Here is a 13,414-nt window from a genome sequence, read left to right as displayed (position 1 = left end):
CGCATCTCGTCCGTCCTCTCCCGCTCGGATGACGGCGCTGATCGTCTCTTTGAGCGCGGGGAGGAACGGGGGCAAGTTCAGCGGGACGAAGACCGGCAAATCGGCGGTGAGTGGCCGGATGAGGTCAGGGGCGGTTCTCGATCAACATGCAGGGATGGAGGATGGCTTGGCGCGGTACGGAGCTGCGCCACGCCCTGCGGGTCTATGCGGTCGTCGGTATCGGGATCGGCGCGTTCGTCAATGTCTCGCTGCGTCCGTCCAGTGGTAGGCGTTCAACCTGCTCGCGGGGGCCGTCGGGGCGAGAGAGCCGGCAATCTCGGCGACGGTTACACGCCACCCGGCGTCCGGCCCGGCATGACTCGTCCCTTCTGGTGATCCGGTGACCTGATCGGGTCGTGCTTCCTCGGGAGAACAGCACCTGTACCGTCCCCACATGCAGGCCAAATGGGACGTCGAACAAGCATCCGACGGGCTGCGCATGACTTTCGACCCGATCGACTTGCGCGCCAGGACTCGCATCCCTACCGAAGCCGTGCCGCTCTTTTTCGCCCCCGCTGTCGACAGCCCACTGACCGTGCATCGGACAGCGGCCGGGCTAGACGCGCACGCCGCCACCAGCGGCTCCATCGCGCTGACCGTCGCCCGCTCCTCCCTGAACTTCGGCGAATGGCTCGCCAGCCCTGGCGCCGAGCCGAGCTGATCCGACAACGTCTCGCTGCAGAAGGTGCAGTCGAAGACGCAGCGTTTGGTGACCTGGACGATCACCGACAGCGGAGCCGTCGCCTCGGCGGCGAGTCGACGGGGGTCCAGGTCGGCGCCCAGGGCGAAGCGGTGACCGCTGGTGAAGCGAATCGGGTCGGTCGGTGATGGCGGGCATTCCCAGCATCGCCATGTCAGTTCCTCTGACTGGTTGGCGTGGGCCGGGCGGCTGGCGTGCTGCAGGCCTGGATGCGGAGATGATCGAGGCAGGGACCGTAGGACCGGTGCCAGCTCGGTGAACTGGGGCAGGCGGAGAACGTTGGTGTCCGTGGGAGGTATCACCCATCTGGCCCGGCCGTCGGACGGAGCGCTGCCCGACGGAAGCGTGATCAAGTGGCCCGGGCCGAGGTAAGCGAATCCGTCCGTTCGGGCCAAGTCGGTCCACGGGCTGCTCTGATGCGGATGGATCAGCAAGCTGAGGGCGTCGCCGTCCGACATCACCGATGCGAGCCACGCTCCGCGGTCGGCGAGCACGTCCAGGACGGCGCGGCCGGTGGGCGACGGCATGTTGATCACGTCGAACATGGCGCCGGTTGGGACGACGATGCTCGCGTCCGGCCGCGAACCCCACCACCGATGGACGCGTTCGGGGTCGACGGTCGGGGTCACCACGTCATCGATCCTGGAAGATCCGTCGTCGAGCGTCGCGGCGGTTCCTGCCATGACCGGCCAGTTCCATCGCGCGTACATGAGGGCGGCCTTCAACGGTGTGGTGGTCGGTTCAGGGGTGGAGTCGCGGTGGACGGATCGGTCGGCGTGGTGGGGAGGACACCGCCCGGGCAGCGAGGTCGTCATATCCCATAGCAAAACCGCCAGCCGCTACGGCGGGCAGTGTGCAGAAGGGGTGCACTCCCTGACGGGTGGGTGAGTCCTAGGGCGGCTTCGAGATCCACACCGAACAGGGTTTCAACGTCGGACGCCCCCCGTTCGGGAGCCTTCCGCAGAAGATCGCTCATCCCGTCGCCGCGCGGCGGGAGCAGGAAGCGAGCAAGCGCATCCTTGCTCCCGATCCGGTACGCGGGCCGGTCGTCCAGACCATCTTCGCGATCCCGCGTTGCCGAACGCCTTGGGTACCAGGCGATCGCCGACCGGCTCAACATCGACCTGGAGCGGTAAACGCCGCCCGTCGCGACGGCGAAAGCGCGGACCGTGGGCAGGTGGACGTACTCGTCGGTGCGGGGTCCTGACCGATCCCAAGCACACCGGGTACATGGTGGGGAATCGCAGGGCGACGTCGTCGCCGAGGGGCAGGACGAACCCGCCGGAGGCGTGGGTGTGGTCCAGCCGGCCCACCCGTCCCGGTCTCGTGTCCATCGAGACTTTCGTCAAGCCCAGCAGGTGCAGCTCGGCGGAACACGGGCGCGCGAGCACCGGAACGCGGCGTGACGGCGGAAAATCGGGGCGCCGACCTGAACCGCCGCCGCAAGCGCGTCCTGGACCCGCTGGAAACGGTCGACGAGCCCACCGCCGCCTTTGTGAATCTGATCAAGGAACGCGTCGCCAAGATCGCTGCCGAGCTTGAGGCCGAGAAGGCGCACTGCGCGAACTGAGCGAGACCGCGCGCGCTACGGTCTACACGGACCTGCTGGACGCCTTCGCCGTCCGGATGCGCCACGATCAGGACGGTGGGACCGTCGAGGTCCAGATCACCGTTACATCCGAAAGATGGACATGCAACGACATGCCGCATTCACGGCGGTTGCGGGAATGGCGCGGACGATCTGGCAGCGGTGCGTGTGGTACCCCCTACCGGATTCGAACCGGCGCTACCGCCTTGAAAGGGCGGCGTCCTAGGCCGCTAGACGAAGGGGGCCTGGTCTGCGGCGTCCCCGGGCAGGGGGACGTCGCTCGACCAGTCCAGCATAGGGGACAACCTCGCTGGACGCATAAGCGATTATCCGCCTGACGACGGACGTGTCGTGGCCGGGGTCGGGGCGGACGGGGTCGACGGGGACGGGGGAGGCGAGGCGGGGACGGGCTGGAGGCGGATCTCGCGGTCCGGCTGGGGTTCGAGGTGACGTTCGATCTGCGCGGAGGTCAGTCCGAGTCCGCCGAGCCGCAGGTCGTCCCATCCCTGGAGCCGGTGCGTGGTCCGGTTGAAGTAGAGGACGGACAGTTCGATCGGCGTCGGCTCGCTGTGATCGAGGCTCCGCAGGCCGGCCCCGCCGGTCGAGCCCTGGATGAACAGCCGCGAACCGGACGGGAGCAGCCGCGTCGACCGGGCGTGCGTGTGCCCCGCCAGCAGGAGGGGGCTGAGCCCGGAGAAGCGCTCGCCCTCGGTCGGGTCGTGCGTCATGACGATGTCCGGCCGCTGCCCCGACTTCGCGAGCTGCGCGGCGAGGCCGGATCCGATCGACTGGAGGCGCGAGACGGGGAAGGTGTCGTCCTTCGTGGACTTGTCGGGCGTGAAGCGGGGGTCGCCGACCCCGTAGATCGTGAGGCCGTTCACCGTCCGCATGTCGTCGTCCAGCACGATCGCGTTCTTCTGCCGTCGCACCGCCCGCTGGGTGCTGCCGGAGTCGTGATTGCCGCGAATGTAGACGTACGGCACCTTCAGCGTCTTGATGTCGTCGGCGAACTTGTTCTCCGCCGACGTCCCGTGGTCCATGAGATCGCCGGTGTCCACGATCATGTTCACGCGGAACTGCGTGCTCACCGACCGGATAACGTTCCAAGCCGCGGGATTGAGATGAATGTCCGAGACGTGCAGGACGCGGACCGTCGACGGGTCGGGCTCGTAGGTCGGCAGCGACGACGTCGCCGCGTACAGCCGCGACATGTTCCCGACGAGCCGCGCCAGGTTCTCCCGGTAGTGGGAGAAGCGGTCCACGATGTTGTGGGTGTCGCCGACGACCTGCGGCGCGTTCGCGAGCAGGCCCGTGTAGCGGGGTTCGGCGAGCGAGCGCGGGTCGAACGTCAGCCAGCCGAGCAGCGACAGGACGGCGAGGCCCGCGACCGGCGCGGCCGTCCCGAGCAGCGCGCGCCGCCACGACCGGAAGACGAGCAGCCCCGCCAGGAAGCCGAGGACGAGCGCGAGCCCGACGCCGCGCAGCGCCATCACGATCACGCCGTGCCGGACTTCGCCCGCGACCGTGTCGGCCAGGTCGTCCACGGCCTTCGGGTCGTCGATGAGCTTGCGGGCCGGGGCGAGCCGCAGCTCGGTGACCTGGGCGCGCAGCCCGATCGGCCCGGCGTGGGTGTCGAAGTCGAGCGCGCCGAGCGGCGGGATCTGGACGGTCGTCCCGCCGCCGAAGGACGGGCGCAGCGACAGTTCGACCTCCGTGGGTCCCGCCGCGGTGTGGACGCGTCCGCCGAGCAGCAGGCCCAGCGTCCCGCCGACCAGCGCGACGACGATCACGGCCGTGACGCGGCCCGTGCGGCGTGCGCCGGGTCCGGTGAGCCTGGCCGGGATATGCACGGAACCTCCTTGCGTGACGCAGAATGAACGATGTGATCGACATAGCACGGGACGTGTTCGAGGATCTCGTGGGCGAGGCCCTCGACGGCATCCCGGCCGAGCTCACCGGGCAGATGCGCAACGTCGTCATCGTCGTCGAGGACGAAGCGCCCGAGCCCGGCCTGCTCGGCTTGTACCAGGGGGTACCCCTCACGGAGCGGGGCGACTGGTACGGCGGGGTTCTGCCCGATCGCATTTCGATCTACCGCCGGGAGATCCTGAAGATCTGCACGACGTATGACCAGGTGGTCGCGGAGGTCCGGACGACGGTCGTCCACGAGATCGCGCACCACTTCGGCATCGACGACGCCCGCCTGCACGAGCTGGGCTACTGACGTTTCCGCAGATCACGGGCCGGTCAAAGTCCGGCAGGGGATCGCGTTCCAGCAAATGGGCACGGTAGGTCACATAACTGCCACGCAGCGTGAGTTAATAGGGGGAGCCGGCCCGGCAGGAACGACCGACGGGAGCGTGCGTGGCGGGAAAGCAGACCGGCCGTCATCGGCGGGCGCACGAGGCGCGTGCCACCTACCGCGAGGTGTTCGCGGTGGGTGAGTTCCGCGCGCTCTGGACGGCCCAGGCGCTGTCGTTCATCGGCGACCAGCTCGCCCAGGTCGCGCTGGCGCTGCTCATCTACCGGCATACGGGGTCGCCGCTGCTCACGGCGCTGACGTACGCCCTGACCTACCTGCCGCCGATCGTCGGCGGGCCGGTGCTGTCGGGGCTGGCCGACCTGTTCCCGCGCCGCCGCGTGATGGTCGTGTGCGACGCGGTCCGGACGGTGCTCACGGCGCTGATGGCGTTCCGGGGCACGCCGACGTGGGGGCTGTGCCTCCTCGTGTTCCTCACGGTGCTGCTGGGGACGCCGTTCACGGCCGCGCGGGCGGCGATCCTGCCGGACGTTCTGGACGGCGACCGCTATGTCGCCGGGTCGGCGATCAACAACATCACCCACCAGGTCACGCAGATGCTGGGCTTCCTCGTCGGGACGGGCGTCGTGCTCGTCGTCGGCGAACGGGAGGCGCTGGCGCTGAACGCGCTGACGTTCGCGCTGTCGGGCGCCATCCTGCTCGCGGGGCTGCGTCCGCGCCCCGCCCCGCGGGACCGCGAGCACTCCTCGCTCGGGCTGCTGCGCGGCACCCGCGACGGCGCGCGCCTGGTCTTCGGGGACCCGACGCTCCGCGCGCTGACGCTGTTCGCGTGGCTGGCGGCGTTCTATATCGTGCCGGAGGGGCTCGCCGTCCCGTACGCGGCGACGTTCTCGGGCACGGCCACCGAGGACCGGGCCGTCGCGGGCCTGCTGATGTCGGCGATGCCGACGGGAATGGTGATAGGAGCGTTCCTTTTCAGCCGATGTGTCCGCCCTTCGGACCGGATCCACTCGATGGGATGGATGGCGATGCTGGCGTGCGCGCCGCTCGTCGTCGCGGCCATGTCCCCGCCCCTGTGGGCCGTGGTCTGCCTGTGGGCGCTCGCGGGCGTCGGCAGCGCCTACCAGCTCGCGGCGAACGCGGCGTTCGTCGCGACGGTCCCGGCCGGGGGGCGGGCCGTCGCGTTCGGCCTCGCCCAGTCCGGGATCCTCGCGGGTCAGGGCCTCGGCATCCTCGCCGCGGGCGCGGGCACCGAGCTGCTCGGCCCCGAGCGCGTCGTCGCGCTCGCGGGCGCGGCCGGGCTGTCCGCCGCCATCGTGCTCACCCTCGGCTGGAACCGGATGCGCGACACCGTGGCGCGGACGCTGCGCGGTACCGAACCGGAGGACGAACTGGAGGACGAACTCGCCGGGGAACCCGAGGCGGACCGCTCGTCCGCCTCCACCACCTAGGAGCGGACCTTGCCGAGCTTGTCCTTGGCGCGCTGGACGGCGTCCTGAACGCCCTGGTTCTCCTGCGCCTTCTTCACGAAGTCCTCGCCGATCGACGTCCGCGCGTCCTCGTCGGGGATCAGGATCCAGCCGATGACGTACGCGGCGACGCCCGCGCCGCCGAAGAGGGTGAAGACGGCGAGCCCGAGCCGGACGAGGTTGGCGTCCACGTCGAAGTACCGGGCCACGCCCGAGCAGACGCCGCCGATCATGCGGCCGTCGTGCGTGCGCCGCAGTCGGCGCTGTGCGTTCTTGTTCAGGTCCATGTCCCGATGATGCCCACCGGCGGCGCGCCCGCACATCGGGGATCGTCCCTGATCGGCCCCTGAGGCCGTCCCCGGGTACGGCGCCATGGTTGAGCAGCGCTTAAAGTCGGGGGCAAGGGTTATTGCCTGGACGTTCACGGACGTCACCGGCACACTCGTCACCCGGACCGAGCGAGCAGAGGGAGCGGCATGAGAATCGGGATCGTCGGGGCCACCGGCCAGGTCGGGGGCGTCATGCTGAGGATCCTGGCCGAGCGCGGGTTCCCGGTGGACGAGCTGCGGCTGTTCGCGTCGGCCCGGTCGGCGGGACGGGCCCTGCCGTTCGACGGCCGCGAGGTCACCGTGGAGGACGCGGCGACCGCCGACTACTCCGGGCTGGACATCGTCCTGTTCTCCGCCGGAAAGACCACCTCCACGGCCCTCGCGCCGAAGGTCGCGGCGGCGGGCGCGGTCGTGATCGACAACTCCTCCGGCTGGCGGATGGACCCCGACGTCCCGCTGGTCGTCGCCGAGGTCAACCCGCACGCGGCCGGGAACCGCCCGAAGGGGATCATCGCCAACCCCAACTGCACGACCATGGCCGCGATGCCGGTGCTGCGCCCGCTCCACGAGGAGGCCGGGCTGGAGGCCCTGGTCGTCGCGACCTACCAGGCCGTGTCGGGCAGCGGGCTCGCGGGCGTCGAGGAGCTGCACGGCCAGGCCCGGCGGGTCGTGGACGCCGCCGACGCGCTGACCCACGACGGCGGCGCGGTCGAGTTCCCCGACCCCAAGGTGTACGTCCGGCCGATCGCGTTCAACGTGCTGCCGATGGCGGGCTCGATCGTGGACGACGGGCTCGCCGAGACCGACGAGGAGCAGAAGCTCCGCAACGAGAGCCGCAAGATCCTGGAGATCCCGGACCTCAGGGTGTCGGGCACCTGCGTGCGCGTGCCGGTCTTCACCGGCCACTCGCTCCAGATCAACGCGCGGTTCGCGCGCCCGCTGAGCCCCGCGCGGGCGGCGGAGCTGCTCGCGGACGCGCCGGGCGTCGTGCTGACCGACGTCCCGACGCCGCTGGAGGCCGCCGGGCAGGACCCGACGTACGTGGGCCGCATCCGCCGGGACGAGACGGTCGAGAACGGCCTCGCGCTGTTCGCGTCGGGCGACAACCTGCGCAAGGGCGCGGCGCTGAACGCCGTCCAGATCGCCGAGCTGGTCGCCGCGGGCTGACCCGCCGGGGCCGCCGTCCTGCGGGGCGGCGGCTACCGCCCGCGCACGACCAGCGAGCCGAGGAGGGCCGCCGTCGCGGCGGCGACCTCCTCGACGGCCCGGTCGAACGCCTCGGCGTTGTGGGCGGCCGGGGCGCGGAACCCCGAGATCTTCCGGACGTACTGGAGCGCGGCGGCCCGGACGTCCTCGTCGGTGGCGTGCTCGGTCATCGGCGGACGGAGCGTCTTGATACTGCGGCACATGCCTCCAGTGTCACTCATGCCGCAGACATTTCTCAGGGCGCGATGCGCTCGCAGATCCAGGCCAGGGCGAGCGGGTACCGGTAGTCGATGCCGCCGTGCGCCCCCTCGAACAGCTCGAAGTGGATCCGGTCGGCGGGGACGCCCGCGTCCAGGAGCGCCCGATGGTAGGCCGTCGCGCCGATGTCGAGGAACCACTCGTCCTTCGTGCCGCCGTCGATCCAGATCGCCCGCATCGAGCGCAGCGTCTCCGCGTGGTCCGGGACCATCCGGACGGGGTCCAGCGCCAGCCACCGCGCCCAGACGTCCTCGCGGAGCACGCCGGTGTGCGGGTCGAACGGCAGGACGGGCGTGCCGTCCTCGTCCGGCGTGTAGCAGGCCGCGTAGCCGAACATCTCCAGCAGATCCATGTCCTCCGGACGCGTGAACGCCACCCGGGACCGGAAGTCGTCCCACCAGCGCAGGATGTCGCCGTCGTAGGCGCGCAGGTGGCGGACGATCTTGGGGAAGTCCGGCAGGTAGGAGTACTCGAACAGCGCGTCGCCCGCGTGCGTGGCGAGCGCGCCGAACAGCCCGGGACGCAGCATCGGCGTGATCATCGCGCCATAGCCGCCGCTGGACTTGCCGGTGATCGCGCGGTGCTCGGGGGCGTCCAGCGTCCGGTAGTGCGCGTCCACCCACGGGACGATCTCGTCGCACAGATAGGAGTGGTACCGGCCGGTGCCGCGGCTGTCGAGGTACTGGCTGCCGCCGTAGGCCGTCCAGGCGTCGACGTACACCACGATCGCGGGCGGGGCCTCGGCGCGGGCGAAGACCGCGTCGGCGGTCTCCGGGAAGGGCCGGCGGAACGGCATGCGGTTGCGCCACATCTGCACGTGGCCGGTGAACCCCATGATCACGTAGACGGTGGGGTAGCGGCGGCCGGGATCGTCGTCGTAGCCGGGCGGCGTGTAGACGAGCAGGGGACGCTCGGCGGGATCGCCCAGCGGGTTGTCCGCCAGCAGCGCGCTGGCGAACAGGTGCTCGTCGAGACGTCCGGCCAGGTCGGCGGACCAGGGCAGCATGGCGGCTCCTTCGCTCGTGATCACCGCCGACGCTAGCCGACCGTCGACGGCGCCCCGCGTGCCGGTGCGTCAAATTCACGTCCGTCGCGGAGAGTGCGGTTACTCTCACTCTTCGTGTGGAACGTTTTACCGCCGTCGCGGCTCGCGGCGGCCGTCGTGCTCGCGCTGGCCGCGGGCGGGTGCGGGCTCGGCGCCCCGCAGCGTCCGCCCGCGCCCCGCGACGCGCTGCCGGTCACCACGGTCGGGCCGGGCGGACGGCCCTACGCCCCGTCGCGCGGGCGCGTCCCGCTGCACGACAGCTTCGAGCGCCTCGACCTCGGCACCGGCCGCCGGTGGGGCTGGCGGAGCGCGGCCTATCCGGACTGCACGACCAACCGGAAGAACTTCAAGCTGGACAGCCTGTCGCGGGCGGCGCTGTCCACCGCGTCCGGCCGCCTGGCCGTCACCGCGAGCCCCCTGCCGGGCGGACGCTGGCGGACGGGCCTGCTGAGCACCGGCGACTCGTGCGGCTCGGGCGGCGACGGCTTCGAGGTCCGCACCGGGGACGTCATCACCACCCGCGTCCGGCTGCCGAGCGCCCGCTACGGGGCGTGGCCCGGGATCTGGACGTGGCGCCAGGGCGGCAACGAGGTCGACGTCTTCGAGTGGCACTCCGACCGTCCCAACACGCTGGAGTTCGCGAACCACGTGAAGGACAGCGCGTGCTTCTGCGCCAGCCCGCTGGTGCGGCGCGGGGCGTGGCTCGACATCGCGGTGCGGCTCGGCGCGCGGAAGGTGACGTGGTACCTCGGCCGTCCGCCGGGGCCGCTGCGGGCCGTCCACTCCGACCGCAAGGGCGTGGGCGCGCACTTCCACGCCCACCTGGTCATCGGCATGTCCGTGGACGACGGCACGCTGCACTTCCGCCCCGACCGCGCCGCCCCGTTCACGTTCGAGGTCGCGTCGATCACCGTCCGCCGCCCCGGCGTCAGCGGCCGGGCGGAAGCAGGAGAGCCTGCCGGTCGTCGTCGGTGAGCGGCGTGAAGATCCGCGCCTCGGCGATGTGCAGGAGGGAGGCCATGTCGCCGGTCGCGTTCCACAGCCGGACGCTGCCGTCGTCGGACGAGCTGGCGACCCGCGCGCCGTCCGGGGTGAAGGCCACGCTCGCGACCGGTCCGTCGTGGACGCCGAGCGTGAACAGCTCCACCGCCGTCTGCGGATCCCACAGCCGCACGCCGCCGTCGTTGTAGCCGGCGGCCAGGCGGTCGCCGGTCCGCGACCAGGCCACGCACTGCGCCGAACCCGCCGCCGCGCGCATCTCGTGCAGCAGCCGCCCGGTGGACGCCTCCCACACGCGCAGCGTCTGGTCGTCGGACGCGGACGCCAGCCGCAGCCCGTCCGGTGAGTAGGCGACGGCCCGCACGCCCGCGCGGTGCCCGCTCGCCACCGCGACCGGATCGCCGGTGGCGGCGTCCCAGACGCGGACGGTCCCGTCCTCGGACCCGCTCGCGACGCGGTCGCCGTCCGGCGAGAACGCGACCGCGTGGACGAAGGCCCGGTGCCCGCGCAGCGCGCGCTGCTCCGCGCCGGACCGCGCGTCCCACAGCCGGACGGTGAAGTCGTGCGACGCGGTCGCCACCCGCGCGGAGTCGGGCGAGAACGCCACGTCCCAGACCGGACGGGCCGTCTCGGCGTCGAGGACGGTCAGCACCTCGCCGGTGAGGACGTCCCAGACGCGGGCGGTGGAGTCCACCGACCCGGTCGCGAGCAACGTGCCGTCCGGGGACCACGCCACGCCGTGCACCCAGCTCGCGTGGCCGGACAGCACCGACAGCGTGCGCAGGTCCGCGCCGTGCAGCAGGTGGACGGTGCCGTCCTTGACGCCCACGGCCAGCCGGTCCCCGCCGGGAGCCCACGCGAGCGACTGCGCCCAGTCCGGCAGCGCGCGGCGGGCGGCGAGGGAGCCGTCGGCGAACGCGTCCCAGATGCGGACCGTGCCGTCCCAGCTCCCGGTGACGAGATAGCGCGAGTCGTCCGACCAGGACACCGCCATCGCGGCCTCCTTGTGCCCGCGCAGGACCGCGGTCTCGCGCCAGGTCTCGGTGCTCCACACGCGGATGGTGGCGTCGAACGAGCCGGTGGCCAGCCACCGTCCGTCCCGGGACCAGTTCAGCCCCTGGGTCGTGTCGCCGTGACCGACCAGCACGGCCACCGCGCGGCCGGTCGCGGCGTCCCAGATCCGGACGGTCTGGTCCAGCGACGTGCTCGCCGCCAGGGAGCCGTCCGGCGAGTACGCCACGTTGTGGACCCAGCCTTCATGGCCGGTGAAACGCAGTAGTTCGTCGCCCGTCGTCCGGTCCCAGATCCGGACGGTGCCGTCGCGCGCGCCGGTGACGACGTGTCGGCCGTCGGGGGAGAAGTCGACGCCCCACGCGACCGCCTCGTGCCCGCGCAGGACGAGCGCGGGCTCGGACTCCGCGGTGTTCCACAGCAGGACGGTGCCGTCGTTGCAGGCGGCGGCGACCTGCGCGCCGTCGGGGGACCACGCGGCGTTCCAGAGCTGGTCGCCCGCGCCCTCCAGGACGAACGGCGCCCCGGCCCCGTCCGCCGACCAGATCCGCGCCCGTCCGTCCAGGCTCGCCGTGACGAACCGGGACCCGTCGGGCGCCCAGGCGAGGCCGAACACCACGTCGCCGTGCGGCAGCGCCGGTGCGCTCTGCGCGCGGTCGGTGACCGACCAGAGCCGGGCCGTCCCGTCGCTGGACACCGTCGCGATCACCGACCCGGTGGGCGACCACGCCACGTTCTCCACGTGGTCGGTGTGACCGGTGAGGACGGCGCGGGTCCGCGCGGCGTTCAGCGCGGCGACCAGCGCGCGACGGGCCGGCGAGGTGTCCGCGCAGCGCACGGCCTCGACGGCGGTGGCGAGCGCGTAGTCGGGATCGTCGGCGACGCGGGCGAGCGCGCGTTCGGCCACCGAGGCCGCCAGCCGCTTCATCGCCACGTCGCTGAGCCGTCTGCTGCGCCGCAGGAACTCGGCGATCGGCTCGGTGCGCGGGACGAGGTCGGGCCGCTGCTCCAGCCACCGCTCGATCTCGGCCAGCCGCTCCTCGGAGATCAGGTAGGCGTCGCGGCGTCCCATCCGCGCCCAGTCCGACGCCCAGCGCTCCAGGTCGTCGCGCCGCCGCAGGAACTCGCCGACGACGTCGATCTCCTGCACCAGACGCGGCCACGAGCCGAGGAACGCCTCGTGCGCCACCTGGTAGGCGGGGGGCTCGGCGTCCGAGCCGATGATCAGCCGGGCGTCCACGAACGGCTGGAGCAGTTCACGTTCCAGGTCGCTGAGCGTCGCGGCCGGGACGGGCTGGCCGAGCAGCGCGCCCTCCTCGCTGCGCGTCACGAACCGCAGCAGCACCGGCAGGACGGCGTCGCGGCGCGGCCCAAGGCTCTCGTAGGCGTCCTCGGCCGCGTCGGCGACGGCGCCCGCGACCCCGCCGATCCGGTCGTAGTCCTCCCGCGTGATCGTGAAGTCGTCGGACTCGACGTACAGCTTGTTCAGCACGTACGCCAGATGCGGCAGCGCCGCGCCGCCCCCGGTGTCGGCGACCAGCGTGAAGACCAGGTTGTCCGGCGCGAACGTGACGCCCGCGCGCCGCGCCGGGCCGCGGATGACCTCCTGCAGCTCCTCGCGGCTCAGCGCGGCGACGTTGATCGGGTTGCGCAGCAGCGCACCGAACGTGCTCTGCAGGATCGGGGTCAGGAACTCCGAGCGCACGAGGCCGATGACCCACAGCCCGGGGTCGGCGCGGACGGCCTCGCGCAGCACCCGCAGGAAGTTCTCCCGCTCCTGCGCCATCTCGGCGCCCAGCAGTTCCTCGGCCTGGTCGATCACGAGGAGGACGCGCGCCGACCGGCGGTCGCGCTCCGTCCGCAGCCGGGTCAGGCACTGCGCCAGCATTCCCGGCTCGGTGCGCAGCCGCTGCGCGAGGTCCACCGAGCCGATGCCGGGCAGCGCCTCGTCCAGCGACTTGGCGAGCGCCTCGAACGGGTGCCTGCCGGGGCTGAACTCCGGCACCAAAATCCACTGTGGCCGCCGCGCCAGGACGGGCAGCACGCCCGCCCGCACCAGCGAGGACTTTCCGACGCCGGACGGCCCCATCACCGGGATGAAACGGTCGGCGGGGTCGGCGTGCTTCGCCTCCAACCGGCTCAGCATGCTGCGGCGCTCGACCGCATGACCGAAGAACACACCGGCGTCGGCCATCGTCATCGCCGTCAGCCCGACGTAGGGGAGCCGCCCTTCGGCGAACTCCCAGACCGGGTCGGCCGGGCCGGTGCTCCGCTCGGAGAGATAGGCGTAGACCTCGTACGCGATCGCCAGCACGGACAGCACGGAGAGCGGAATGAACGCCCACTGATGGCCGGACGTGGCGATGTTGACGAACGCGCCGATCCCGATGCCGATGATCACATAGAACCCGCGCAGCGCGGGGCGCAGGTCCGTACCGCGTCGAGCCATCCCCCATCCCTACAGCCGAAGCTGATCAAGAACCGTCGCTTTGGCCTCATCCGGACACGCC

11 protein-coding genes and 1 tRNA gene are annotated in these 13,414 nt (G+C 71.8%); 5 read left to right on the top strand and 7 right to left on the bottom strand.

Annotation, left to right across the window (positions count from 1 at the left end; genetic code table 11):
• Positions 1-237: 237 nt before the first annotated feature.
• Positions 238-1,554 (bottom strand): bifunctional DNA primase/polymerase, encoded by a 1,317-nt coding sequence (locus GQ466_RS12520; protein WP_161103027.1) that lies wholly within the window; start codon positions 1,552-1,554, stop codon positions 238-240.
• Positions 1,555-2,141: 587 nt separating this feature from the next.
• On the opposite strand from GQ466_RS12520, the gene GQ466_RS12515 reads away from it, so the two are divergent.
• Complete coding sequence (locus tag GQ466_RS12515; protein ID WP_161103026.1) at positions 2,142-2,309, top strand: hypothetical protein; 168 nt, start codon at positions 2,142-2,144, stop codon at positions 2,307-2,309.
• 187 nt (positions 2,310-2,496) lie between these two features.
• Here the strand turns inward: GQ466_RS12515 and GQ466_RS12510 are convergent.
• Both GQ466_RS12510 and GQ466_RS12505 read right to left on the bottom strand, forming a co-directional pair.
• Positions 2,497-2,572: transfer RNA gene (locus GQ466_RS12510), tRNA-Glu, on the bottom strand.
• 81 nt (positions 2,573-2,653) lie between these two features.
• Complete coding sequence (locus GQ466_RS12505) at positions 2,654-4,177, bottom strand: metallophosphoesterase family protein (protein WP_337193439.1); 1,524 nt, start codon at positions 4,175-4,177, stop codon at positions 2,654-2,656.
• Positions 4,178-4,200: 23 nt separating this feature from the next.
• Between GQ466_RS12505 and GQ466_RS12500 the strand changes: the two genes are divergently transcribed.
• Together GQ466_RS12500 and GQ466_RS12495 are read left to right on the top strand one after the other, a co-directional pair.
• A complete protein-coding gene (locus GQ466_RS12500) occupies positions 4,201-4,551 on the top strand; it encodes a metallopeptidase family protein (RefSeq protein WP_202420401.1) in 351 nt (116 codons plus the stop codon).
• A 140-nt stretch (positions 4,552-4,691) separates the two neighbouring features.
• Positions 4,692-6,038, top strand: a complete 1,347-nt coding sequence (locus GQ466_RS12495) for an MFS transporter (protein ID WP_161103024.1) — start codon at positions 4,692-4,694, stop codon at positions 6,036-6,038.
• On the opposite strand, the gene GQ466_RS12490 is transcribed toward GQ466_RS12495, so the two are convergent.
• Entirely contained in the window at positions 6,035-6,343 is a 309-nt protein-coding gene (locus GQ466_RS12490; RefSeq protein WP_161103023.1) for a PspC domain-containing protein, read from the bottom strand. The two genes, GQ466_RS12495 and GQ466_RS12490, sit on opposite strands and share 4 nt — an antisense overlap.
• A 189-nt stretch (positions 6,344-6,532) precedes the next feature.
• Between GQ466_RS12490 and GQ466_RS12485 the strand changes: the two genes are divergently transcribed.
• A complete protein-coding gene (locus GQ466_RS12485; protein ID WP_161103022.1) occupies positions 6,533-7,552 on the top strand; it encodes an aspartate-semialdehyde dehydrogenase in 1,020 nt (339 codons plus the stop codon).
• Positions 7,553-7,584: 32 nt separating this feature from the next.
• Here the strand turns inward: GQ466_RS12485 and GQ466_RS12480 are convergent, their stop codons facing one another.
• Together GQ466_RS12480 and GQ466_RS12475 are read right to left on the bottom strand one after the other, a co-directional pair.
• Positions 7,585-7,812, bottom strand: a complete 228-nt coding sequence (locus tag GQ466_RS12480; RefSeq protein ID WP_237417863.1) for a DUF2277 domain-containing protein — start codon at positions 7,810-7,812, stop codon at positions 7,585-7,587.
• Between the two features lie 14 nt (positions 7,813-7,826).
• Positions 7,827-8,855, bottom strand: coding sequence for an alpha/beta hydrolase (locus GQ466_RS12475; protein ID WP_161103021.1), 1,029 nt, complete (start codon positions 8,853-8,855; stop codon positions 7,827-7,829).
• 114 nt (positions 8,856-8,969) lie between these two features.
• Between GQ466_RS12475 and GQ466_RS12470 the strand changes: the two genes are divergently transcribed.
• Positions 8,970-9,869, top strand: coding sequence for a LamG domain-containing protein (locus GQ466_RS12470; RefSeq protein ID WP_337193438.1), 900 nt, complete (start codon positions 8,970-8,972; stop codon positions 9,867-9,869).
• On the opposite strand, the gene GQ466_RS12465 is transcribed toward GQ466_RS12470, so the two are convergent.
• Positions 9,823-13,353, bottom strand: a complete 3,531-nt coding sequence (locus GQ466_RS12465; protein ID WP_161103020.1) for an nSTAND1 domain-containing NTPase — start codon at positions 13,351-13,353, stop codon at positions 9,823-9,825. The genes GQ466_RS12470 and GQ466_RS12465 overlap by 47 nt on opposite strands.
• Positions 13,354-13,414: the final 61 nt, after the last annotated feature.

Origin of the sequence: Actinomadura rayongensis, from assembly GCF_009831215.1 — a bacterium.
Taxonomy (GTDB): Bacteria; Actinomycetota; Actinomycetes; order Streptosporangiales; family Streptosporangiaceae; genus Spirillospora; species Spirillospora rayongensis.
Note: the sequence above shows the minus strand (reverse complement) of the source record. Positions and strands in the feature narration are given on the sequence as shown.